The sequence below is a fragment of the Xanthomonas sp. 3058 genome, from assembly GCF_014199765.1.
GTDB lineage: Bacteria > Pseudomonadota > Gammaproteobacteria > Xanthomonadales > Xanthomonadaceae > Xanthomonas > Xanthomonas campestris_B.
Genome location: NZ_JACHOF010000013.1, coordinates 1 through 22,718 on the forward strand (window position 1 = coordinate 1; position 22,718 = coordinate 22,718).

The window sequence follows — 22,718 nt, forward strand, 5'->3', positions numbered from 1 at the left end:
GCGCATTCGACCCACTCAGTGTTTGATCTGGACTTCTGACGGCATCCACCAAGATACGGCCGACAAAACCACTGCACTCACTGACAGGCGCTCGCCAGGTTTTGTTGGCTGCTCTGAGCCCGGCAAGCTCGGCTTTGGTGTGAGGTGCTTGTCATCTCACATTTTCTGCTTGCCGCCCGCATCGCGCGGCGGTGCGTTTTTTACGTAACGGTCGAACCAGTCCAGCATCTCGGCGACCACGTCTTCGGTGGATTCGCGTGCGGTGTACCAATGCGGTTCGAACGGCAGCAATACCAGCCGCGCAGTGCCGCCGTTGCCACGGATCGCCTGGAACAACCGTGGTGCCTGGGTAGTTTCGGTCCCGGGGTTGGCGTCGTCCATGCCGTGCACGATCAACAATGGTTCGTTGATCTTGTCGGCGTGGAAGAACGCAGACGCCTGCGCATAGACCTGCGGCGCGGCCCAGAACGAACGGCGCTCGTTCTGGAAACCGAATGGCGTCAGCGTCTTGTTGTAGCTGCCGCTGGTGGCGGCACCGGCGCGGAACAGGTCGGTCTGTGCCAACAGGTTGGCCGTCATCAGCGCGCCGTGGCTGTGCCCGGTGACGCCGATGCGTTGGCGATCGACCACGCCCAGTTCAACCGCCTTGTCCACCGCAGCGGTGGCGTCGTCCACCAACTGCTGCAGGTAGGTGTCGTAAGCGGTCTTGGGGTCTCCCACAATGGGGAAGGCGGCATCGTCGATAATCGCGTAACCGGCCAGCAACAGCACCTGGTAGTAGCTTAGGCGGGTGAAGTCGCGCTCGCTGGCGCCGCTGACCTGGCCGGCCTTGGAAGGGTCGGCGTAGTCGAGAGGATAGGCATACAGGATCGCCGGCACGCGCGTGCCTTCTTTGTAGCCGGGCGGCGTGTACAGGGTGAACGACAGCTCCACGCCGTCCTTGCGCTTGTAGGTGACCAGCCGCTTCTTGATCTGCCGCACCAGCGGAGTCGGATCCGCAAAGTGGGTAAGCGGCGTGGCGGTCGAGGCAAGGGCTGCCTCGCCGGTAGCCGCCGTCGGCAGCGGCTGGCCAAGCGTGCGCACATACACGTTGGGCGGGTCGGTCAGCGACTGGTGCCAGGTCAACAGACGCGACACATCGTCGCCCGCAAAACCGAAGAACAGCTCGTCCACGCTGGCATCGCTGCGGAACAGCCGCTGGGTCTTGCCACTGGTCAGCTCATAGCGATCCAGAAACGGCCGGTCGCCCGCCGGCGAGGCGCCTTGGCCGCTCAGGAACAACGCACCCTGCTCTTCGCGCAGTACGGCTTGGCCGTTGGACAGCACACGCATCTTCGGCAGGCCCGGATCTGCGTACAGGTCGTCGGTGGACAGGTCGAACAACACACGTCCGGCAGTGCCGGGGCGGTCGGCATTCAACAAAGTGGTGCGACGCCAGTGGCGGTTTTCGTCGTACTCGTCCAACAGCGCTTGGCCGCCTGCAGCAAACCAGGACAAGCCGGCATACCGCTGCTGCACGCGCGTGAGTTCACGCGGTTTGGCAGTGAACGGTGCAGCCAGCGTCATCAACTTGTCGCGTGCGGGCACGCTGGTTTTCCAATCGCCACCATCCAGCGCTTCGGCCCAGACCAGCGTGGCTGGTTGGTTGGCGCGCCAGGAATACGCACGCGGGCCAATCGACACACCTTGCACCGGCACCCGGTCGGCAACCGGCAGATCGGCCAGCATGCGCTCGCTGCCATTGGCCATATCCAACACCGCCACAGTGTGAGCGAAACGTGCGTAGGTAGTGACGTAGGAGTACGGCTGCTTCAACCGTTCCACCAACACGTGGCGGCCATCGGGCGCGCCATCCACGTTGCTGTAGACCGCAGGCGTACCGAGCTTGCGCTGGCTGCCGTTGGCCACATCCACCGTGAGCAGCTGGGAGGTGGCGTAGTAGGTAAATAAGGCCTCGTCTTCGGGGCTGGAGAGCGTATCGCGCGCTTCATAGGTGCTGCTTTCGCCCTTGCCCTGGATGGTTTCCTTGACCTCCGGGCCAGGCGGCACCGCGGCCTTGCGCGGGGCGGCGCCCAGGTCTTGCGGTACCGTCTTCAGCAGCAGGGTGTCGCTGCCGCCCAGCCACTGGATCTCGCCACCCAGCACTGGATTGAGCTGCACACCGTCGATCCTGCGCACGTTGCCAGTGGCCACCTCGCCCACCCATAGCTCGACGCGGTCCGCGGCTGTGTTGTTGAAGGCGAAGCGGCGCCCGTCCGGCGACCACACCGGCGATGCCGGACAGGCACCAGCCGGCAGGCGCACGGCGGTCTGCTTGCCGCTTGCAACATCCACCAGGCTGAAGCCTTCCAGGCAGGAACGAATGCCGTAGCCGTTGGACATGTCGTGGCGGCTATGCGTGCGCGGCTCCACACGTACACCGGCCAGCTTCAGATACGGCTCGGCAACGCGTGCGATCGGCGGGTACTGGGTGCGCTGCACCAGCAACAAGGTCTTGCCGGTGGGGTCCAGGCGCGGCGATGGATTGAGCGGAGCGCGTAACACGCTCAGCAATGGCTCCGGTGGCTGCCGGTAACCGCCATCGGGCGTACCGGCAACCGCAGACACCGGCAAAAGGCTGGCAAGCACCAGTAACCCGCTCCATCGGTACGCGCTGAGCATCTCGGCATTTCTCGGGGAATGATCCCAGTAACCTAGCACGCCGACACAACGACTCAGATGCGCGCGGACGCAGCCCTGTCGCCGCGTCCGCAGTCCGCGTGCAAACGACGCAGTTACGCCGATGACTTGAGCGTGCGCGACAGGAAGTCGTGGATGTAATCCGCAATCTCCACCGCATGCGTTTCCAGCGCGAAGTGACCGGCATCCAGCAGATGCACTTCGGCAGCCGGCAGGTCCTTGCGATACGCCTGCGCACCCGGCGGAATGAAGGCGGGATCGTGCTTGCCCCACACCGCCAACAGCGGCGGCTGATGCTTGCGGAAGTACGCGTGGAAGGCCGGATAGGCCGCGACATTGCTGCGGTAGTCGAGAATCAGGTCGAGCTGGATCTCTTCGGCGCCCGGGCGGGCCATGTATGCGATGTCCAGGGTGTAGCCATCCGGCGACAGCCTGCTCGGGTCGGCACCGGTACCGTACTGCCAGTCGCGAATGGCCTGCGGCAGCAGCGAGGCACGGCATGCATCGCGGTTGGCTGCGGTTGGCTCACGCCAGTAGGCCTGCCACGGCCCCCATTGGTCGCTGAAGCCTTCCAGATAGGCGTTGCCGTTCTGGCTGATGATGGCGCTCACCTTGTGCGGGTTTGCCGCCGCCAGGCGAAAGCCGACCGGCGCGCCGTAATCGAAGACGTACAAACTGTAGCTGGTCAGCCCCAGTGCTTCGGTAAAGCCTTCGATGACCTTGTAGAGGTGTTCGAACGTGTAGTCGAAGCGTCCACGCGGTGGCGCGGTGGTGTTGCCGAATCCCGGCAAGTCGGGCGCGATCAAGCGGTACTGGCTTGCCAGCAGTGGCAGCAGATCGCGGAACATGTGGCTGGCGCTCGGAAAGCCGTGCAACAGCAACAGCACCGGCGCATCTTTGCGTCCTGCTTCACGGTAGAACACATTGACCTCGCCGACCTGTTGGGTTTTGTAGGCCACGTGCAGGGTGTCATCGTTCGACATGGTGTCTCCTTTGCTCGACGTCTTCTGATTGGAAGGCCCGCTTGCACCGACAGCGCCCGCGCCCAAGGCGACTGCGGTACCCACGCATGAGGCGAGCAATATCCTGCGGCGACTCGGGTCTGCTGCCGCGTTGCGGGCGTTGGCCGCGTTGGGTGAATCGGGGTGGGCCATGACAAATCCAGTAGGAGATCAGTGACCGGCAATGCTAGGTGGCGAGCGGCATCACCAGAACCACCAGCCGGCTCAATTCACCATTGCTGTCGCTGCAATGCTGCACGCCTTGCCGGATAGCGCCAACGCGAGCAAAGGGTGGAAGTCGCGTGGCTGCGACAGTCGGACTGCTACTCTCGCACCACACTTGATCGTGAGACGTCCGTGGATCGCATCCAGGAAATGACGCTGTTCGCCGCGCTGGCAGAGCAAGCAAGCTTTGCCGGGGTTGCACGGCGTCTGGGCATTTCCACCGCAACGGTCACCCGCGCCATCGCGCAGCTGGAAAACCGCCTGGGCGTGCTGCTGGTCGTGCGCACCACACGCAACATGCGGCTCACCGAGGCCGGGCAGCAGTACGCCATCGACTGCCGACGCCTGCTTGCCGATCTGGACGATGTCGAACACAGAGCGGCAGGGTTGCATGCGCTTCCCAGCGGCTTGCTGACGGTGACGGCGCCGCAGATGTTCGGCGCGCTGCATGTCACGCCGGTATTGACCAGCTTTCTCGGTCGCTATCCGTCGATGACCGCGCGCGCCATCCTGGTCGATCGCGTCGTGCCGCTGCTGGACGAAGGCATCGATGTGGCGGTACGCATCGGCGCACTGCCGGACTCATCACTGACTGCCATCCCGGTCGGCAGCGTGCGCCGCATGGTCTGCGCCTCGCCCGGCTATCTGGCAGAACACGGTGCGCCGCAGCAGCCGGACGATCTCCCGCAGCACGCCACCATCTCGACCTCATCGGCCGAACGCTCGCACAAATGGCCGTTCCGCATCGGTGGGCGCGAGCATCTGGTCGAAGTGGCATCTCGCCTCCACGTGACCTCGTTCAATGCCGCCATCACCGCCGCAGTGCAGGGCTGGGGACTGACGCAGGTGCCGTCCTACCAGATCCGCGAACACCTTCAGGGCGGCAAGCTCGCTTGCGTACTTGAGCCCTTCGAGATCGCGCCAGAACCGGTGCATGTCGTCTATGTGCAGGGCCGCCGGGGTTCTGCCAAGGTGCGTACGTTTGTCGACTATTGCGTGGACGCACTGCGACAGGACCTGGATGTCGACAGCAGCGTTTGAGCTGGCGACTCGAAGGCCACCTGCCCATCAAAAGCAGCGCTCGGGATTGATCGTGTGTTGCGATGACATGCGATGCATGAGCATCCATGTTGCCTGCGAGGCTCGGCAGCAACGGCGACGAACGGGAGATACGCAGGCATAGGGCGCTTTGGCGACGCGCAACCGACCACACACGCCTTTGCTACGCCTGCACCGCAAGCGCGGTCCGGGCACGGAGCGTGGGTTGGGGCAAGGGCTGCGGCCACTCAGTAGTCTCGACCCAGCCACTCTCGTCCACCTCTGCCGGTCACCTTCTCCCGGCGGGAGAAGGAACCAAAAGCGCAGCCACCGGCTGCCCCGTCGCATTTTTTGCAACGCACGACCCTAAAAAAACTGCTTTGGGGTGACGGGGGCGATTCGTATAGTCGATTCAACGCCGCCGTCCCCTGCGCACGTGCGTGTCGCCCCCTTCACCGGGAAACCCGTCGCCCGGCGTTGCCTCACCCTTTCCACACCGCCTGCGGAGGCTCCATGCACCAGTCCCTGTGGCATCGCGGTCCTGGCGGCACCGGCAGAACAGAACATCCACCCGGCGCTACATGCTGAGCGCGCAGCGTCCCTCACCCGCCACCGCCTCGGGCGCACGCGCAGTCGCGCGCTGCGATGCGTTGGGCCTTTCGCCCTACAGCGACGGGCCCAGCGGGCTGTTCCGCGCCTGGCTCAGCCCGGCGCATCGCGCCGCCACCGCGCAGGTGAGCGCGTGGATGCGCGAGGCCGGCATGCAGGTGCGACTGGACGCGGCGGCCAATCTGATCGGTCGCTACGAAGGCGCACGCGCCAACGCACCGGTGCTGCTGATCGGCAGCCATCTGGACAGCGTGCGCGATGCCGGCCGCTATGACGGCCCGCTCGGCATCCTGCTCGGTATCGAATGCGTCGCCGCGCTGCATGCGTTGGGGCGGTGCCTGCCGTTCGCCATCGAGGTGATCGCCTTTGGCGACGAGGAAGGCTCACGCTTCCCCACCTCGATGTTCTGCAGCCGTGCGGTCGCTGGCACGCTCGACCCGGCCACGCTGGCCGTCACCGATGCCACCGGCACCGACGTGGCCACCGCGCTCGCCGACTGGGGCCTGGAGATCGCGCACATCCAGCAAGCCGCACGCGCGCCCGGCAGCGTGCTGGCCTATCTGGAAACCCATATCGAACAAGGCCCGGTACTCGAGGCCAACGGCATGCCGGTCGGCGTCGTCACCGCGATTGCCGCGCAGCGACGCTTCGCCCTGCGCTTCGACGGGCGCGCCTGCCACGCCGGCACCACCACCATGACGCTGCGCCGCGATGCATTGAGCGCAGCCGCCGAAGCGCTATTGGCGATCGAACGCATCGCACGCGCCGGCAGCGCCGGTCTGGTCGCCACCGTTGGCAAGCTGCAGGTCGCACCCGGCGCCACCAATGTGGTGCCGGGCCGGGTGGACTGCACGCTGGATGTCCGCGCCGGCGATGACGCCAGCCGCGATGCGGCGGTGCTGGAGATCGAGCACGCGCTCGCACAGATCGGCGCACGCCGCGGCATCGCCATCGCCATCGACCCGTTGCAGACACTCGCTGCCAGCCCTTGCGCACCGGCATTGGTGACGCGTCTGGAACACGCCATCGCCGCACAAGGCATCGCGCCACGCCAACTGGTTTCCGGCGCCGGCCACGACGCGATGGTGATGGCCGCGCTGTGCCCCACCGCGATGCTGTTCGTGCGCTGTGCCGGCGGCATCAGCCATCATCCGGACGAACACGTCGACCCGGCCGACGCCGAGGTCGCCCTGGCGGTCATGCGCCACTTCATCGAACACCTGGGAGACCCCCTTGTCACCTGATCTGCGCCACCTGCACACCTTCGGCGAACTCGACCCGCCACAGCGCCTGTTGATGGGCCCCGGCCCGGTCAATGCGCACCCGCGCGTACTGCGCGCGATGGCGGCCGATCTGCTGGGCCAGTTCGACCCGGAAATGACCACCTACATGAACGAGGTGATGGCGCTGTACCGGCCGTTGTTCGGCACCGAAAACCGCTGGACCTTCCTGATCGATGGCACCGCGCGCGCCGGCATCGAAGCGGCGCTGGTATCGCTGGTGCAGCCGGGCGACCGCGTGCTGGTGATCAACTTCGGCCGCTTCGGGCTGTTGCTCACCGAAATCCTGCAACGCCTGGGTGCCGACGTGCACAGCGTGGATGCGCCCTGGGGCGAGGTGGTGCCGCTGAGCGCGATTGCCGACGCCATCGAGCGCGTGGCACCCAGGCTGGTGGCCACCGTGCATGGCGACACCTCCACCACCATGGCGCAACCGCTGGATGGCCTGGGTGCGCTGTGCCGCGCGGCCGGCGCGCTGAGCTACGTGGATGCCACCGCCAGCATCGGCGGCATGCCGATCGCCAGCGACCGCTGGGGCGTGGACGTGGTCACCGCCGGCCTGCAGAAATGCCTGGGCGGTCCGTCCGGCTCGGCGCCTATCACCATCTCCAAGGCAGCGGCCGAGGCGATCTTCGCGCGCCGCCATGTCGAACGCGGCATCGTGCGCGAGGACATCGTCAATGGCAGCGGCCCACGCATCGCGTCGAATTATTTCGACCTGGCGATGATCATGGATTACTGGTCGGACAAACGCCTGAACCACCACACCGAAGCCACCACCATGCTCTACGGCGCACGCGAATGCGCACGCGTGGCGTTGCAGGAAGGCCTGGACGCCCGCTTCGCCCGCCATGCCGCCGCCGGGCGTGCGGTGTGCGCCGGCATCCGCGCGTTGGGGCTGGAGGTCTTCGGCGACGATGTGCAGCGCATGACCAACGTCACCGGCGTGGTGATTCCGCACGGCATCGACGGCGATGCGGTGCGGCGGCGCATGCGCGAGGATTTCGAGATCGAGATCGGCACCGCGTTCGGGCCGTTGCAAGGCAGGATCTGGCGCATCGGCGCGATGGGCTACAACGCGATGAAGCACAAGGTGCTGATCACCCTGGCCGCGCTGGAAGCGGTGCTGCGCGCCGAAGGCTACGCCTGCACACCGGGCCTGGCGGTGGAAGCCGCATTGGCCGCCTGGCATGCGGAGCCACATGCATGAGCACAGCGCGCGACCTGGTCGGCTATGGCGCCACCCCGCCTGCGGCGCAGTGGCCCGGTGGCGCACGTGTCGCGGTGCAGTTCGTCATCAACTACGAAGAGGGCGCGGAACACTGCGTGCTCAACGGCGATGCCGGCTCGGAAGCCTTTTTGTCGGAAATGGTCGGCACGCAATCGCAACCCGGCGCACGCGCCATGGCGATGGAAAGCCTGTACGAATACGGCAGCCGCGCCGGCTTCTGGCGGCTGCATCGGCTGTTCGCCACGCGCAACGTGCCGGTGACCGTATTCGGCGTGGCGCAGGCACTGGCCTCCAATCCAGACGCGGTGGCCGCGATGCAGGCCGCCGGCTGGGAAATCGCCAGCCATGGGCTGCGTTGGATCGACTATCAACACGTGGATGAGACCGCCGAGCGCGCGCATATCTCAGAAGCCATCGCGGTGCACACCCGCGTCACCGGCAGCCGCCCGCTGGGCTGGTACCAGGGCCGCACCAGCCCCAATACCGCACGCCTGGTTGCCGAAGAAGGCGGCTTTGTCTACGACGCCGACAGCTATGCCGACGATGTGCCGTACTACGACCATCGCCACGGCCGCGCGCAGTTGATCGTGCCGTACACCCTGGACGCCAATGACATGAAATTCGTCGCCTACAACGGCTTTGCCGATGGCGAGCCGTTCTTCCGCTATCTGCGTGACAGCTTCGAGCAACTGCGCAGCGAAGGCGGCCGCATGCTCTCGATCGGCCTGCACGGGCGCATCGTCGGCAAGCCGGCGCGCGCGGCGGCGTTGGCACGGTTTGTCGATCACGTGCTGGCCAGCGGCGATGCCTGGATTGCGCGCCGCATCGATATCGCACGGCATTGGCAGCAGGTGCACCCGGCATGAGTATCGCCATAGCCGACATCGATCTGCCCGAGGTGATCGCGCAAGTGACCGCCGCCTTCCACGCCTACGAGAGTGCGCTCATGCGCGACGACATCGCCGCGATGGACGCGCTGTTCCACGCTGCGCCCAGCACGGTGCGCTACGGCGTGGGCGAAGTGCTGTACGGCATCGAAGCGATCCGCGCGTTTCGCAGCGGCCTCGGCGGCTCGCCGCAACGCCAGCTCATGCACGTGGAAGTACACAGCTACGGCCACGACTGCGCCACCACGCATGCCGAATTCATGCGCGAGGGCAGCAGCGCACGCGGCCGTCAAAGCCAGAGCTGGGTGCGCTTTGCCGATGGCTGGAAAGTGGTGGCCGCGCACGTGTCGCTGCAAGGCACGCACGCATGAGCGTGATCGATGCCAATGTGCTGGACGATGCCGCCTTCGTGGCGCGTTACCACGCGCTGTTCGAACATTCGCCGTGGGTGGTCGAGCGTGCCGCGCAACGGCGTCCGTTCGCCGAGGTGTATCGCGGGCTGATGCAGGTGGTGCTGGATGCCTCGCCGGAGGAGCAGCTCGCCTTGATCTGCGCCCACCCGGAGCTGGCCGGCAAGGCGGCGATCGACCGCACGCTCACCGCCGCATCGGCGGCCGAGCAGGCCTCGGCCGGATTGGACCGGCTCAGCGAAGACGAGTTCCAGCGCTTCCACGCGCTCAATCGCGCCTATCGCCACCGGTTCGGATTTCCATTCGTCATCTGCGTGCGGCTGCACGACAAGGCCGGCATTCTGGCCGCGCTGGAACGCCGGCTGGCGGCCTCGCGCAGCGAAGAGATTGCCACCGCCCTCGCCGAGATCGGCAAGATCGTGCACCTGCGCCTGGAGGCACTGCCATGAGCCTGGCCCAACTCGAACGCGAGCTCCACCACGATCTGCAGCGCCTGGCCCATGGCGGCGATGCGTGGACGCAGCCGCGCGTGCAGCCGGCAGGCCATGTGTACGACGTGGTGATTGTCGGCGCCGGCCAGAGCGGCCTGGGCGCGGCGTTCGCGCTGCAACGCGAGCGCGTGCACAACGTGCTGGTCATCGATGAAAACGCCGCGGGGCAGGAAGGGCCGTGGGTGACCTACGCGCGCATGCAGACCTTGCGCACGCCCAAGCAGATCACATCGATCGACCTGGGCGTGCCGTCTTTGACCTTCCGTGCCTGGTGGGAAGCGCAGCACGGCGTCGCCGGCTGGGACGCACTCGACAAGATTCCGCGCGGCAGCTGGATGGACTATCTGCGCTGGTACCGTGCAGTGCTGCGCCTGCCGGTGCGCAATGCCACGCAGCTGGCACGCGTGGAGCCGGACGTGGCGCCGGGCATCCACCGCCTGCATCTGGCAATGGGCGCACCGCTGCTGACGCGCAAGCTGATCCTGGCAACCGGCATCCAGGGCGGCGGCCAATGGATGGTGCCGGACTGGATCAGCCGCGCCCTGCCCGCGCAGCGCTATGCGCACACCTCCGGCCCGATCGACTTCGCCGCATTGGCCGGCAAGCGCGTGGGCATTCTCGGCGGCGGCGCGTCCGCGTTCGACAACGCCTGTTTCGCGCTGGACCAAGGCGTCGCCAGTGCCGACGTGTTCGTCCGCCGCAGCGCATTGCCGCGTATCAATCCATTCCGGCACATGGAACAGGCCGGCATCATTCCGCGCTTTCCAGCACTGCCCGATGCGGACAAGTACCGGATGATGGCCAGCTTCTTCGCGCACAACCAGCCGCCGACCAACGACACCTTCCAGCGCGCCTGCGCGCACGCCGGCTTCGCGCTGCACCTGGGCGCTCCGTGGCTGGAGGTGGCCGAACGCGAGGGCGCCGTGGTGGTGCGCACGCCGCAGGGCGAGCACCGTTTCGATTTTCTGGCGGTGGCCACCGGCCTGGTCACCGACCCGCAGCTGCGCCCGGAACTGGCCGCGCTGTCCGGGCGCATCGCCTGCTGGGCCGACCGCTATCAGCCACCGCCGGGCCAGGCCAATCCGGTGCTGGATGCGCACCCGTATCTGGGGCCGGGCTTCGAGCTGCTGCCGCGCACGCCCGACGACGCCGCGCTGTTGCACGGCTTGTTCGCGTTCAACTATTCGGCGCTGATCAACCACGGCCCCTCGGCGGCGGCGCTGTCCGGGCTCAAGGTCGCACTGCCACGGCTGGCCCGCGCAGTGGCCGATCAACTGTTCCTGGACGACCGCCAGGCCATCGTCGACAGCTATCTGGCCTACGACCAGCCCGAATTCGTCGGCCAGTGGCCGCAACCGACCCAGGCGGTGGCATGAGCACCCTATCCACGCACGTGCTGGATACCGCCAGCGGCCGCCCCGCCGCAGGCATCGCAGTGCGCCTGTTCGCCGGCACCACCCTGCACTTCGACGGCGTCACCAACCAGGACGGGCGCTGCCCCGCACTGGCCGCACTCACGCTGCAAACGGGACGCTACCGGCTGGAATTCGAGGTGGCCGGCTATTGGCGTGCAGCCGGCCTGGCGCTGACCGACCCACCGTTCCTGGAACAGGTGCCAATCGCCTTCGGCATCGCCGATGACGGCCATTACCACGTGCCGCTGCTGCTCTCGCCGTACGGATATTCCACCTATCGCGGCAGCTGAGCGGCCGCCGGTTCGGCAACGGATCGGCCCTGCAAACGCCGCGTTGCGCATCGCCCCCGTAGAATGGCGCCTTTCCGGCGACCGGCCGGGGCCCCGGAATTGCCATGATCCACAACGATGTACTGCGCAGCATCCGCTACATGCTCGACCTCAGCGACGACAAGGTGGTGGAAATCGTCCACCTGGCCGACCCGGAGTTCGCGCTCGACAAGCCGCAGGTACAGACCTGGCTGAAGAAGGAAGACGAGCCCGGTTTCGAGCCCTGCACCGATGCGATGCTGGCGCGCTTTCTCGACGGCCTGGTGTTGCGTTTCCGTGGCCGCGACGAAAGCCAGCCGGTGCGCCCGCTGGAAACCCGCGTCGGCAACAACCTGGTGTTGAAGAAACTGCGCGTGGCTTTCGAGCTGAAGGACGTGGACATGCACGCCATCTTCGCCAGCGCCGGCTTCCCGCTGTCCAAGCCGGAACTGTCCGCGCTGTTCCGCCAGCCCGGCCACAAGAATTTCCGCCCCTGCGGCGACCAGCTGCTGCGCGCCTTTCTCAAAGGCCTGACCGCCCGGATGCGCGAAGCGGGGTGATGGTGAGATTGGCTTAGAGCAGCTAACAAAACCTGGCGAGCGAGCGCCTGTCAGTGAGTGCAGTGGTTTTGTCGGCCGTATCTTGGTGGATGCCGTCAGAAGTCCAGATCAAACACGGAGTGGGTCGAATGCGCGGTGCCCTCACCGCTGGCGGGACACGCCGTGAACCCGTCCCTGGGGACTCGGTGGCGGCATCCATGCCGCCACACGGTCCCGCAAGCGGCGAGGACACCGCACCAGAGACTCCGCTGGTTGCTGTGTTTAAACCCATGCATGCCGACCATCTCGACTGGCCCTTGCCCGCCCAGCCAGGCCGCAGATGGCCGGCCTGCAGTAGGCTGACGCGAAGTCGTTTTGTTAGCCGCTCTTAGCCGTCTAACGACGCGGCGAGTGGAAGTCTCGGTTGTTTGGTCTCTTGAAATGGGTGGTCCGTGCGGATAGCCCCGTCGTAGAGCGGTTGATCCGGTGTTTGGTTGCAGGGTGCTTGCCGCTTGCGGGACCCTGCGGCGGCATGAATGCCGCAACGGAGACTCCAGGGACGAATTTCCTGCATGTCCTGTGAGCGGCGAGGGCACCGAGCCCTCGACACACCACGCTTCTGTCGGTCGCACCGCTTGCATGGGAACCGTATCCTTCCCGCGCATGACCGAGCCCGTTTTTCCGATTTCCCCGTTGTTGCCGCAGATCCGCGACAGCCTGGCCGCGCATCCGCGGCTGGTGCTGGAAGCCCCGCCCGGCGCCGGCAAGACCACCCAGGTGCCATTGGCGCTGCTGGATGCGCCGTGGCTGGCCGGTCGCAAGATCGTGATGCTCGAACCGCGCCGCGTGGCCGCCCGCAGCGCCGCCGTGTTCATGGCCCGCCAGCTCGGCGAGCCGGTCGGCGAGACGGTGGGCTACCGCATCCGCTTCGAGAACAAGACCTCCGCACGCACCCGCATCGAGGTCGTCACCGAAGGCATCCTGACCCGGCTGATCCAGGACGACCCGATGCTGGAAACCATCGGCGCGCTGCTGTTCGACGAATTCCACGAACGTCATCTGGCCGGCGACCTCGGCCTGGCGCTGGCGCTGGACGTGCAGGCGCAGGTGCGCGAGGACCTGCGCATCGTGGCGATGTCGGCCACGCTCGATGGCGAAAGGCTGGCCGGCTTTCTCGACGCGCCGCGCCTGAGCAGCGCAGGGCGCAGTTTTCCGGTGGACGTCACGCATTTCCCCGCACGCCGCGACGAAGCTCTGGAACCGCAAACGCGGCGTGCGGTGGAACAGGCCTTGGCCACGCATCCGGGCGATGTGCTGGTGTTCCTGCCCGGCCAGCGCGAGATCGCACGCGTGCACAGCGCGCTGCAGGACGTGCTGGATCCGGCGGTGCAGGTGCTGCCGCTGCATGGCGAGCTGGCGGTCGAAGCGCAGAGCCAGGTGCTGCAGCCCGATCCGCAGGGACGCCGCCGCGTGGTGCTGGCCACCAATGTCGCCGAATCCTCGGTCACCCTGCCTGGCGTGCGCGTGGTCATCGACAGCGGGCTGGCGCGCGAGCCGCACTACGACCCCAACAGCGGCTTTTCGCGGCTGGATATCGCCACCATTGCGCAGGCTTCGGCCGACCAGCGCGCCGGCCGCGCCGGGCGCGTGGCCAGCGGCTGGGCGTACCGGTTGTGGCCGCAATCGCAACGACTGGAGCCGCAGCGCCGCGCCGAAATCACCCAGGTGGAGCTGACCGGCCTGGCGCTGGAACTGGCTGCCTGGGGCAGTACCGCACTGCGTTTTGTCGATGCGCCGCCGGCCGGCGCACTGGCCGCCGCACATGAGCTGCTGCAACGGCTGGGCGCGCTGACCGAGCGCGGCGGCATCACCGCGCTGGGCCGGCGCATGCTCGCGCTCGGCACCCATCCGCGCCTGGCCGCGATGCTGGCGCTGGCCGGCGATGCAACCCGCGTGGCGCTGGCCTGCGATCTGGCCGCACTGCTCGAAGCGCGCGACCCGCTGCGTCAGGGCGGCGATGGACTGGCCGCACGCTGGCGCGCACTGGCTGCGTTCCGGCAAGGCCGCAGCGCGCATGACGCCAACCGCAGCGGACTGGCGGCGATCGACAGCGCCGCCAAACAATGGCGACGCCGGCTGCGCTGCGACAGCGCCGCGCCGGCCAGCGTGGAAGCGCACGCGCTCGGCGATCTGCTCTCGCACGCCTTTCCCGATCGCATCGCCGCACGCCATCCCACCGATCCGTTGCGCTACCTGCTCGCCAAAGGCCGCAGCGCACGCCTGTTCGACCACAGCGATCTGCGCGGCGAGCCGTGGCTGGTCGCCAGCGAATTGCGTTACGAACCCAAGGACGCGCTGCTGCTGCGCGCCGCTCCGGTGGACGAAGGCTATCTGCGCCGCAGCGTGCCCGAGCGCTTCGTGCAGCAGGATCTGGTGCAGTGGGACCCCGACAAACGCGCCCTGGTCGCGCGCCGGCAATCCAGCTTCGACCGCATCGTGCTCGACAGCCGCCCGGCCGGCCGCGTCGATCCGGCGCAGGCGGCCGGCGCACTGACCGAGGCAGTGCGTCAGCTGGGCCTGGATGCCTTGCCCTGGACCGACGGCCTGCGCCAATGGCGCGCACGCCTGCAATCGCTGCGCGCCTGGATGCCGGAGCTTGCGCTGCCCGACCTGTCCGATACCGCGTTGCTGGACACGCTGGACACCTGGCTGCGCCCGGCCTTCGCCGGCAAGACCCGCCTGGACACGCTGGACGAAGCCAGCCTGGGCGACGCGCTCAAGGCCGCCTTGCCGTGGGACCGGCGCCAGCTGATCGACCGCCACGCGCCCACCCGCATCAGCGTGCCCTCGGGCATGGAGCGACAGATCGTCTACGCCCTGGACCATGCCGAGCAGCCGTTGCCGCCGGTGCTGGCGGTCAAACTGCAGGAACTGTTCGGCCTGGCCGACACCCCGCGCATCGCCGACGGCCGCATTCCGCTGACCCTGCATCTTCTCTCGCCGGGTGGGCGCCCGTTGCAGGTCACACAGGACCTGAAGAGCTTCTGGGCGACCACCTATCCAGACGTGAGGAAGGAAATGAAAGGGCGATATCCCCGGCATCCGTGGCCAGATGACCCGTGGACGGCGACGGCGACGCACAGGGCGAAACCGCGCGGCACCTGATCGTTTTTGGCCGCAGCGGCGGCGAACCATGGCAGGTGCTCAACGGCTTGTGCGGCGCCGCCCAACCATCCATGGGACAGCGACGGCACAGGACGCAACCACGTGGCACTGGCAGCCTCTTGCTGCCGGGCGACAAGGCGCCGCTTGCGCGCCACTGGCAGGCGCGCCGTTGACGCCCGCGCTGTCAGCGCGGACCGCGACGCGTGAGGGGACGCAGCCGAGCCACTCAGCACTGCACGACACGAGGTTTCGCTCGCCCCTGATCCGCGCCTTTGGACACTTTCTTCCAAGGGGGGAAGGCACAGCCGCAGCCGAGATCGTCGCCGTGCCCCATGCGCTCACCATCGAAGCGGGCCTGCATTGCTTCCTAACCGCAAGCCAAACAAGTCCCGGCGCCGCTAACACCGTCTATACGCACCAGACCACACACTGCAGCCCACGTACTCGGAAAGGAAACGCCTCCAATGAGCAAGCTGACTGTGATCACCGAACGCGCCCTGGAGCGTGCCCTGGAGCTGGCGGGCAATGCGGGCGACCATCTGCGTCACGCTGCCTCCAATGCAGGCGACCAGGCCCGCAACGCCGGCAGCAGCCTGCGTCATCTGCGCCCGGGCGCCGGCGACTGGCTGAAGACCGGTGCTGCGCTGGGCGCCGTGCGCAGCGGCGGCAAGGCCGCCAGCAAGCTGGTCAAGCGCAATCCTGCGATCACCGTGGCGGCTGCCGTCGCAGGTCTCGGCCTGATCGGTTATGCGGTCTATCGCAAGCGCCAGCGTGACCAGCAGGTGCTCGGCGGCAACGTCCATCGTCTGGACCGCGAACACGCCGGCAACGCCAATGCACGCCGCGCGGCCTATCAGCGTCGCGGTGCGGTGACCCCGAGCGACGGCATCGAATAAGCCGCCGGTCTGACGGAAAAAACCAACAACGCCACGGCCCCGCGCCGTGGCGTTGTCGTCTGTGGATGGCGCCCGGTCACCCGGCAAATCACAACGGCATCGGTGCGGACGTGCGTGGCCGAACGATGTGGCGCGGCCCCGCGCGCGTGGCGGGCCACCATCGATCAAGTGTCATCGCCGCTATCCACTGTGGCGTCACTGCGATCACCACGCATCGCAGAACGCGCGGCTGGATACGCATCGCTGGGTGGCCGGGCGATCCAGGCACGCACGGGCTGCGGCGCTCTGCGTAACGGATCCCCGCGTGATGTCCGTGCACTGCAGTGAAGCGACGCAGGTACCGAATGCATCGGGCTCAGCGCCGCGTCCGACTCGGGCGCGCGCCATGGGTGTCTTCCCTGCGCCACTGACCGGGTGCGAGCGTGTCCAGTCTCCAGTCGCCGATGGCCACGCGCACCAGGCGCAAGGTCGGCAAACCCACCGATGCGGTCATGCGCCGTACCTGGCGATTGCGGCCTTCGGTGATTTGCAGTTCCAGCCAGGCATCGGGCACGGTCTTGCGCACGCGTACCGGCGGATCGCGCGGCCAGAGGTCCGGCGCCGGGTCGAGCATGCGCGCCTTGGCGGGACGGGTCGGGCCGTCATTCAGCAGCACGCCATCGCGCAAGGCCTGCAGGTGTGCCGGCTCCGGCGCGCCTTCCACTTGCACCCAGTAGGTCTTGGGTTGCTTGTGGCGCGGGTCGGTCAACCGGTGCGCCAGTGCACCGTCGTCGGTGAGCAACAGCAAGCCTTCACTGTCGTGGTCCAGACGGCCCGCCGCATACACGTCGGCAGGCAAGCCGAATTCGGCCAGTGTGCGCCTGGGCGGCTGCGAGCGGTCGCTGAATTGCGACAGCACGCCATAAGGTTTGTTCAACAGCACCAACATGCGAATCCTGTAGCGCGAGTTCACGGACACGCACGACAGCTGCGCATGGCCTCGTGCGGATGATGGATGCGGCGGACCGATAACGGAGCGAGGCGCGCAGCGCATTCGCTCGGCGGTTGCACTCTTGCGTGGTCAGCGGAGATCGCAGGCGCACCTGCGCATTGGATGCAGGCGATCGGCACCAGCTGCGATGGATGCACCCTCCACGACGCACGCGCCTGGATGGCGCGCGCGCGCGCATGCGGCCATCATCGTTTGCCCGGCACCACACTGTGGCCCCTGCATGCCGGACGCGCCGTGTGCGCGCCGGCATGCAGGCAATCGATCACCGTTTGACGAACTTCAAGGTCATGCGGTCGCTCTCGCCGATGGCCTTGTACTTGGCATCGTCGGCGGCCTCGTGCTTGTTGCTCGGCGGCAACGTCCACACGCCACCGGGGTAATCCTTGGTGTCGCGCGGGTTGGCATTGAGCTCGCTCTTGCCGGCCAGGGTGAAGCCGGCAGCTTCGGCCATCGCAATCACCTGCGCCTGACCCACATAGCCGCTCTTGTCGTCGGCCGGCACATCGGTCTTGGCGCGATGCTCGACCACGCCGAGCACGCCGCCGGGCTTGAGCACCTTGTAGAAGCCGGCAAACATCGCTTCGGCATTGCCGGCCATGCGCCAGTTGTGCACGTTGCGGAAGGTCAGCACCAGATCGGCAGAATTGTCCACGCCGAACGACGGCGTCTTCGGCACATAGGACACGATCGACGGCTTGCCGTAGATCGCCGGGTTGGCTTCCAGCTTCTTCTCCAGCTCGTCGCGCGCGCTCTGCGCATAGTCGCGGCTGCGACCCTCCGGCGCCGATGCCGGGTCGACCACGGCTGCGACGTACTTGCCCTTCTGGCGCAGATACGGCGCCAGGATTTCCGAATACCAGCCGCCGCCCGGGGTGATTTCGATGACGGTCTGGGTGGGCTTGATGCCGAAAAACGCCAGCGTCTGGCCGGGGTGGCGATAGACATCGCGCTGCACGTACACCCGATCGCGCCAGCTGCCATTGATGGCCGCCTGCAGCGCCTTATCCGGTGCCGGCAGGGTTGCGCTATCTGCCGGTTTCATCGCCATCGCCAGCGGCGCGCTCATCGCCACCACCAGACTCATCACACACGCACAGGCCAGCTTGTTGCGGATCATTGCAGTGCCCCTCTTCCGGGAAAAGTAGCGCGAGCCTAGCATGCGGTCCGGGGACTGCCATGTGCCCGCGTCGGCCACGCATGACACCGTGCGCCACTCGACACGTGGCGACATGTTCAGATCCTGTGATCCGATGAGGGCGATCGGCAGAACGCAGAATCCACATCGATGTCACACGCAACATCGGTGCGGATGACTATCCTGTGGGCAGTTCGAATCAGGAACATCCGCGATGACTCAAGCCCGTGCGTTAGGCCGCTCCGGCCTGCAGATTCAACCGATCGTGTTCGGTGGCAATGTGTTCGGCTGGAGCGCCGATGAGGCGACCTCGTTCGCATTGCTCGACGCCTTTGTCGATGCCGGCTTCAATCTGATCGACACCGCCGATACGTACTCGGGTTGGGTGCCGGGCAACCACGGTGGCGAATCGGAAACCATCATCGGGCGTTGGCTCACGCGCAGCGGCAAGCGCGACAAGGTATTGATCGCCACCAAGGTGGCCAAGTGGAGCGAGCATCCAGGCCTGTCGCCGGACAACATCGCAGCGGCGGTGGAAGATTCGCTGAGCCGTCTGCAGACCGATGTGATCGATCTGTATCAGGCCCACGAGGACGACGAATCGATTCCGCTGGAAGCCACGTTGGCCGCGTTCGGTCGGTTGATCGAACAAGGCAAGGTGCGCGCGATCGGCGCCTCCAACTACAGCGCCACGCGCCTGCGCGATGCGCTGGATATTTCCGAGCAATACAAGCTGCCGCGTTACGAAAGCCTGCAGCCCGAATACAACCTCTACGATCGCGCCGGCTACGAAACCGAGCTGGAGCCGTTGGTGCGCGAACGCGGGCTCGGCGTCATCAGCTATTACTCGCTGGCCAGCGGTTTTCTGACCGGCAAATACCGCAGTGCCGCCGACGCCGGCAAGAGCAGTGCGCGCGGCGCCTCGGTGGTCAAGCAATACGTCAATCCACGCGGCCTGCGCATTGTTCAGGCATTGGATGATCTGGCTGCCACCCATCACGCCACGCCCGCACAGATTGCATTGGCCTGGTTGATCGCGCGGCCGAGTGTGACCGCCCCGATCGTCAGCGCCACCAGCGTGCGCCAGTTGCACGACGTACTGGCCGCGGCACGCGTGTCGCTCAGTGCCGATCAGGTTGCGCAGCTGGATGCGGCAAGCGCGCCTGAGCCATCCGACGCCGCCTGACGCCGCCTGCCTGCAACCCGGGCGAACGCGCGTCGCGTCCCCGCACACCCTCGCGCAGCCGCCATCGCGGCTGTGCTTTCCGACCCCACGCGCGGTTTTTTCCGCGAGGAATCTCCCATGACATCCATCACCAACCGCCGCATCGTGCTGGCCTCGCGTCCGCATGGCGAACCCACGGCAGACAACTTCCGTCTCGAAGACGTCGCCTTGCCGCCGACCGGCCACGACCAGATCCTTGTGCGTAACCGCTTCCTGTCGCTGGACCCGTACATGCGTGGACGCATGAACGACGGTCCCTCCTACGCCGCACCGGTCGAGATCGATGCGGTGATGGAAGGCGGCACGGTGGGCGAAGTCATCGAATCGCATCATCCCGACTATCGCCCCGGTGAGTTGCTGGTGCTGTCGGGCGGCTGGCAGACGCATACCCTGCTTACCCCGGAGACACCCTTGCGCAAGCTGCCCAAGGACGACGGCTTACCACCGAGCACAGCGCTTGGCGTGTACGGCATGCCGGGCTTCACCGCGTATGCGGGCCTGCACGAGATCGGCAAGCCGCAGCCGGGCGAAACCCTGGTGGTGGCGGCCGCCAGTGGCCCGGTCGGTGCAACCGTGGCGCAACTTGCGCGCCTGCAAGGGTTGCGCGTGGTCGCCATTGCCGGTGGCCAGGAGAAAGTGCGTTACCTGCGCGACACCCTGCGCGTGGATGCGGCCCTGGACCACCGCGCCGACGACTTTGCCGACCAGTTGCGTGCCGCCACCCCGGACGGCATCGACATCTACTTCGAGAACGTCGGCGGCAAGGTCTTCGATGCGGTCGTGCCGCAATTGAACGCCTTTGCGCGCATCCCGGTGTGCGGCGTGGTCGCCACCTACAACAGCCGCGGCGAGGCGCTGCCAGGGCCGGATCGCCTGCCCGATTTCATGGGCCAGGTGCTGCGCAAGCGGCTCACCGTGCGCGGCTTCATCCAGCACGACTTCCTGCGCCTGATGCCCGCCTTCCTGCGCGAAATGGGCCAATGGCTGCGCGAAGACAAGATCCACTACCGCGAGCATGTATTGCACGGCCTGGACAGCGCCCCGCAAGGCCTGATCAGCCTGCTGCGCGGCGAAAACTTCGGCAAGGCCGTGGTCGCACTCGACTGACACCGCGCCCGCCATGCAAACCGTCCGCTTTTATTGATCCCTACTCCCCAATCCCGTCACTCAAGGAAACCAATGACTGTCCCCGCATTCGGCCTCGGCACCTTTCGTCTCAAGGACCAGGTCGTCATCGACTCGGTACGCAACGCACTGGAGCTGGGCTATCGCGCGGTCGATACCGCGCAGATCTACGACAACGAAGAACAGGTCGGGCAAGCCATCGCCGCATCCGGCGTGCCGCGCGATCAGCTGTATCTGACCACCAAGATCTGGGTCGACAAATTCGAGCGTCATGCCTTGCTGCCCAGCCTGCAGGAAAGCCTGCGCAAGCTGGGCACCGACGACGTCGATCTGACCTTGATCCACTGGCCTTCGCCAAAGGATCAGGTACCGATGCGCGAGTATCTGGAAGCCTTGAACGAGGCCAGGCAACAGGGCCTGACGCGCGCGATCGGCGTGTCCAATTTCACCATTGCATTGATCAGGCAGGCCATCGAGATCCTGGGGGCCGACGCCATCGCCACCAATCAGATCGAGGTGCATCCGTACCTGCAGAACCGCAGCTTGATCGCGTTCCTGCGCGAGCAAGGCATCCATGTCACCTCGTACATGACCCTGGCGGTGGGCGAGGTGTTGAAGGATCCGGTGATCCAGGCCATTGCCGCGCGTCACCACGCCACCCCGGCGCAGGTCACGCTGGCCTGGGCATTGCAGCAGGGGTATTCGGTGATCCCGTCCTCGACCAAGCGCGAGAATCTTGAAAGCAACCTCAAGGCGCAGACGCTGCAACTGAGCGCGCAGGACATGGCCGAGATCGCCACGCTCGACCGTGGTCAGCGCCTGGCCAACCCGAAGGCCATCGCCCCCGACTGGGATTGAGATTGAGGTCGCGGTTTTGGCGACGGATCGCCAACGCTCGGCCCGTGGCAGCGCAGCCGCGACGACCGCTTGTCGTCGCGCGCTGGTTGCATGCGGCAGGCGCTGCTACGGTGCGATGCACAGGGGGGTAGTCTCGACAACGGAGTCCTGCCCATGCACACCGCATCCGTGTTGACCGGCCGCGTCGTCAATCTCGACGCAGAGATCGCCTACTGGCGCGATCTGCATGCCGAAGGCCATCTGGGTGGTTACGATTTCGCCGATTATGCGCGGCTGCTCACGCTTGGCTACGACATCTATCTGGCCTATCCACGCGCCACCGAAGCGCAGCTGTATCGCGTGTTGCAGGACGGGTATTACCACTACCAACCGATGCTGTCGGTGCCCTGGGATCAGGCGCGCTGGCTCGTGCGACACGCCTGGCGGCATCTGGAAGAGGCGGCCGTTCGGCATTGAGGCGCCCATCGACCCAGTGGCCAGCCGCCCGGCGCTTGGATAAAACGCTGGGCGGCCAATGAGGCAGCAAGCAGCGATCAGAAAGGGATAGACCCGCGACGCAATGCAGCGCCTGACTGGCGGCACCTGCCATTCCGGACACCGGCGCGCCCACCGGACGATCAGCGCAGTCGTCAGTCGACTGCTTTAGTTCAATTGCCCCGATGCCATCGCCTGGCGATCGATGCGGTGTTTCTCGGCCAGCGCCTGCATGCCTTGCAGCGTGGCGGCGATCAGGCTGGCATAGCGCACACGCCACAGATTGGCGCGGTCGTTGTCGTCGCGCGTATTGCCCAGGCCATCGAGCACCTGCGGCAGACGCCGATCGGCCAGGGCGGAAGCCGCCAGATAGGGCTTTTCCGGGGCGATCACGTCCACCGGTGCGCGCCAGTCGTTGGCGACCTGCTGGGCGATACCGGCCAGGTGCGAAAGCTGGTGCATGCCGATCAGCGTCTCATGCAGCATCTCGCGGCACGCCCATTGCCAGAGCGCCACCTTTTCCGATGGGTCCTTGGCAATCTGGGTAAGGGCCAGATCGACCTTTTCGATGCGTGAGTCGCGCATTACTGAGCTCCGATGCTGCTGTGCAACATAATTCACACCATACGCTGTGAGAATCAAGTGAGCCAGTCGTTGGAAAAATGTCTCCGTTAATGCTGGACCCGGCTCACGCTTTGCACTTCAGCGCTTGATCAGTCGCATCGGAAGGGTGGTA

At 66.5% G+C, this 22,718-nt stretch carries 20 protein-coding genes; 15 read left to right on the forward strand and 5 right to left on the reverse strand.

What is annotated here, in order from left to right; genetic code table 11:
- Positions 1-156: 156 nt before the first annotated feature.
- Both GGR61_RS14975 and GGR61_RS14980 read right to left on the reverse strand, forming a co-directional pair.
- Positions 157-2,661, reverse strand: a complete 2,505-nt coding sequence (locus GGR61_RS14975; RefSeq protein WP_184622354.1) for a prolyl oligopeptidase family serine peptidase — start codon at positions 2,659-2,661, stop codon at positions 157-159.
- A 113-nt stretch (positions 2,662-2,774) separates the two neighbouring features.
- Entirely contained in the window at positions 2,775-3,662 is an 888-nt protein-coding gene (locus GGR61_RS14980) for an alpha/beta hydrolase (protein ID WP_326520635.1), read from the reverse strand.
- A 393-nt stretch (positions 3,663-4,055) separates the two neighbouring features.
- Here GGR61_RS14980 and GGR61_RS14985 point away from each other — a divergent pair, with 393 nt between their 5' ends.
- From GGR61_RS14985 to GGR61_RS15035, 11 genes are all read left to right on the forward strand, one after another.
- Positions 4,056-4,946 (forward strand): LysR family transcriptional regulator, encoded by an 891-nt coding sequence (locus GGR61_RS14985; RefSeq protein WP_184622467.1) that lies wholly within the window; start codon positions 4,056-4,058, stop codon positions 4,944-4,946.
- A gap of 578 nt (positions 4,947-5,524) precedes the next feature.
- Positions 5,525-6,796: an allantoate amidohydrolase gene (locus GGR61_RS14990; protein ID WP_184622358.1), complete on the forward strand. Its 1,272-nt coding sequence runs from the start codon at positions 5,525-5,527 to the stop codon at positions 6,794-6,796.
- A complete protein-coding gene (locus GGR61_RS14995; RefSeq protein ID WP_184622360.1) occupies positions 6,786-8,042 on the forward strand; it encodes an alanine--glyoxylate aminotransferase family protein in 1,257 nt (418 codons plus the stop codon). Before GGR61_RS14990 ends, GGR61_RS14995 begins: the two co-directional genes overlap by 11 nt.
- Entirely contained in the window at positions 8,039-8,929 is an 891-nt protein-coding gene (gene puuE, locus GGR61_RS15000; RefSeq protein ID WP_184622362.1) for an allantoinase PuuE, read from the forward strand. The genes GGR61_RS14995 and puuE overlap by 4 nt, the downstream gene beginning before the upstream one ends.
- Positions 8,926-9,321 carry an oxalurate catabolism protein HpxZ gene (hpxZ, locus tag GGR61_RS15005; RefSeq protein WP_184622364.1) on the forward strand — a complete coding sequence of 132 codons (396 nt, stop codon included), beginning with the start codon at positions 8,926-8,928 and terminating at the stop codon, positions 9,319-9,321. Before puuE ends, hpxZ begins: the two co-directional genes overlap by 4 nt.
- On the forward strand, positions 9,318-9,809 hold the full coding sequence (uraD, locus tag GGR61_RS15010; protein WP_184409477.1) for a 2-oxo-4-hydroxy-4-carboxy-5-ureidoimidazoline decarboxylase: 492 nt from the start codon (positions 9,318-9,320) through the stop codon (positions 9,807-9,809). The genes hpxZ and uraD overlap by 4 nt, the downstream gene beginning before the upstream one ends.
- Positions 9,806-11,227: an FAD-dependent urate hydroxylase HpyO gene (hpyO, locus tag GGR61_RS15015; protein WP_184622366.1), complete on the forward strand. Its 1,422-nt coding sequence runs from the start codon at positions 9,806-9,808 to the stop codon at positions 11,225-11,227. The genes uraD and hpyO overlap by 4 nt, the downstream gene beginning before the upstream one ends.
- Positions 11,197-11,556: a hydroxyisourate hydrolase gene (gene uraH, locus GGR61_RS15020; RefSeq protein ID WP_326520636.1), complete on the forward strand. Its 360-nt coding sequence runs from the start codon at positions 11,197-11,199 to the stop codon at positions 11,554-11,556. Before hpyO ends, uraH begins: the two co-directional genes overlap by 31 nt.
- Positions 11,557-11,660: 104 nt before the next feature.
- On the forward strand, positions 11,661-12,134 hold the full coding sequence (locus tag GGR61_RS15025; protein ID WP_184409474.1) for a DUF1456 family protein: 474 nt from the start codon (positions 11,661-11,663) through the stop codon (positions 12,132-12,134).
- Positions 12,135-12,776: 642 nt separating this feature from the next.
- Entirely contained in the window at positions 12,777-15,278 is a 2,502-nt protein-coding gene (gene hrpB / locus GGR61_RS15030; protein WP_184622370.1) for an ATP-dependent helicase HrpB, read from the forward strand.
- Between the two features lie 464 nt (positions 15,279-15,742).
- The gene (locus GGR61_RS15035; protein ID WP_184409472.1) at positions 15,743-16,174 is read left to right on the forward strand and encodes a hypothetical protein; all 432 of its coding nucleotides are present in this window, start codon (positions 15,743-15,745) and stop codon (positions 16,172-16,174) included.
- A gap of 355 nt (positions 16,175-16,529) precedes the next feature.
- On the opposite strand, the gene GGR61_RS15040 is transcribed toward GGR61_RS15035, so the two are convergent.
- Positions 16,530-17,102, reverse strand: a complete 573-nt coding sequence (locus tag GGR61_RS15040; protein WP_184622372.1) for a pseudouridine synthase — start codon at positions 17,100-17,102, stop codon at positions 16,530-16,532.
- Positions 17,103-17,427: 325 nt separating this feature from the next.
- Positions 17,428-18,282: a class I SAM-dependent methyltransferase gene (locus GGR61_RS15045; RefSeq protein WP_184622374.1), complete on the reverse strand. Its 855-nt coding sequence runs from the start codon at positions 18,280-18,282 to the stop codon at positions 17,428-17,430.
- A gap of 232 nt (positions 18,283-18,514) precedes the next feature.
- On the opposite strand from GGR61_RS15045, the gene GGR61_RS15050 reads away from it, so the two are divergent.
- The 4 genes from GGR61_RS15050 (at position 18,515) to GGR61_RS15065 (ending at position 21,964) form a co-directional block, all read left to right on the forward strand.
- Entirely contained in the window at positions 18,515-19,486 is a 972-nt protein-coding gene (locus GGR61_RS15050) for an aldo/keto reductase (protein ID WP_184622376.1), read from the forward strand.
- A gap of 117 nt (positions 19,487-19,603) precedes the next feature.
- A complete protein-coding gene (locus GGR61_RS15055; RefSeq protein WP_184409468.1) occupies positions 19,604-20,632 on the forward strand; it encodes an NADP-dependent oxidoreductase in 1,029 nt (342 codons plus the stop codon).
- Positions 20,633-20,704: 72 nt separating this feature from the next.
- Entirely contained in the window at positions 20,705-21,508 is an 804-nt protein-coding gene (gene dkgB, locus GGR61_RS15060; RefSeq protein ID WP_184622378.1) for a 2,5-didehydrogluconate reductase DkgB, read from the forward strand.
- A gap of 153 nt (positions 21,509-21,661) precedes the next feature.
- The gene (locus GGR61_RS15065; protein WP_184409466.1) at positions 21,662-21,964 is read left to right on the forward strand and encodes a hypothetical protein; all 303 of its coding nucleotides are present in this window, start codon (positions 21,662-21,664) and stop codon (positions 21,962-21,964) included.
- A gap of 186 nt (positions 21,965-22,150) precedes the next feature.
- Here the strand turns inward: GGR61_RS15065 and GGR61_RS15070 are convergent, their stop codons facing one another.
- On the reverse strand, positions 22,151-22,567 hold the full coding sequence (locus GGR61_RS15070; RefSeq protein WP_184409465.1) for a hypothetical protein: 417 nt from the start codon (positions 22,565-22,567) through the stop codon (positions 22,151-22,153).
- Between the last annotated feature and the right edge of the window lie 151 nt (positions 22,568-22,718).

Excerpts from the sequence above, each read along its gene's own strand:
- GGR61_RS15035 (WP_184409472.1), top strand. The coding sequence starts at position 15,743 with ATGAGCAAGCTGACTGTGATCACCGAACGCGCCCTGGAGCGTGCCCTG.
- GGR61_RS15055 (WP_184409468.1), top strand. The coding sequence starts at position 19,604 with ATGACATCCATCACCAACCGCCGCATCGTGCTGGCCTCGCGTCCGCAT.
- hpyO (WP_184622366.1), top strand. The coding sequence starts at position 9,806 with ATGAGCCTGGCCCAACTCGAACGCGAGCTCCACCACGATCTGCAGCGC.
- GGR61_RS14990 (WP_184622358.1), top strand. The coding sequence starts at position 5,525 with ATGCTGAGCGCGCAGCGTCCCTCACCCGCCACCGCCTCGGGCGCACGC.
- GGR61_RS15070 (WP_184409465.1), bottom strand. The coding sequence starts at position 22,567 with ATGCGCGACTCACGCATCGAAAAGGTCGATCTGGCCCTTACCCAGATT.
- dkgB (WP_184622378.1), top strand. The coding sequence starts at position 20,705 with ATGACTGTCCCCGCATTCGGCCTCGGCACCTTTCGTCTCAAGGACCAG.
- hpxZ (WP_184622364.1), top strand. The coding sequence starts at position 8,926 with ATGAGTATCGCCATAGCCGACATCGATCTGCCCGAGGTGATCGCGCAA.
- GGR61_RS15025 (WP_184409474.1), top strand. The coding sequence starts at position 11,661 with ATGATCCACAACGATGTACTGCGCAGCATCCGCTACATGCTCGACCTC.
- puuE (WP_184622362.1), top strand. The coding sequence starts at position 8,039 with ATGAGCACAGCGCGCGACCTGGTCGGCTATGGCGCCACCCCGCCTGCG.
- hrpB (WP_184622370.1), top strand. The coding sequence starts at position 12,777 with ATGACCGAGCCCGTTTTTCCGATTTCCCCGTTGTTGCCGCAGATCCGC.
- GGR61_RS15040 (WP_184622372.1), bottom strand. The coding sequence starts at position 17,102 with ATGTTGGTGCTGTTGAACAAACCTTATGGCGTGCTGTCGCAATTCAGC.
- GGR61_RS15050 (WP_184622376.1), top strand. The coding sequence starts at position 18,515 with ATGACTCAAGCCCGTGCGTTAGGCCGCTCCGGCCTGCAGATTCAACCG.
- GGR61_RS14985 (WP_184622467.1), top strand. The coding sequence starts at position 4,056 with ATGACGCTGTTCGCCGCGCTGGCAGAGCAAGCAAGCTTTGCCGGGGTT.
- GGR61_RS14975 (WP_184622354.1), bottom strand. The coding sequence starts at position 2,661 with ATGCTCAGCGCGTACCGATGGAGCGGGTTACTGGTGCTTGCCAGCCTT.
- uraD (WP_184409477.1), top strand. The coding sequence starts at position 9,318 with ATGAGCGTGATCGATGCCAATGTGCTGGACGATGCCGCCTTCGTGGCG.
- GGR61_RS14980 (WP_326520635.1), bottom strand. The coding sequence starts at position 3,662 with ATGTCGAACGATGACACCCTGCACGTGGCCTACAAAACCCAACAGGTC.
- GGR61_RS15045 (WP_184622374.1), bottom strand. The coding sequence starts at position 18,282 with ATGATCCGCAACAAGCTGGCCTGTGCGTGTGTGATGAGTCTGGTGGTG.
- GGR61_RS15065 (WP_184409466.1), top strand. The coding sequence starts at position 21,662 with ATGCACACCGCATCCGTGTTGACCGGCCGCGTCGTCAATCTCGACGCA.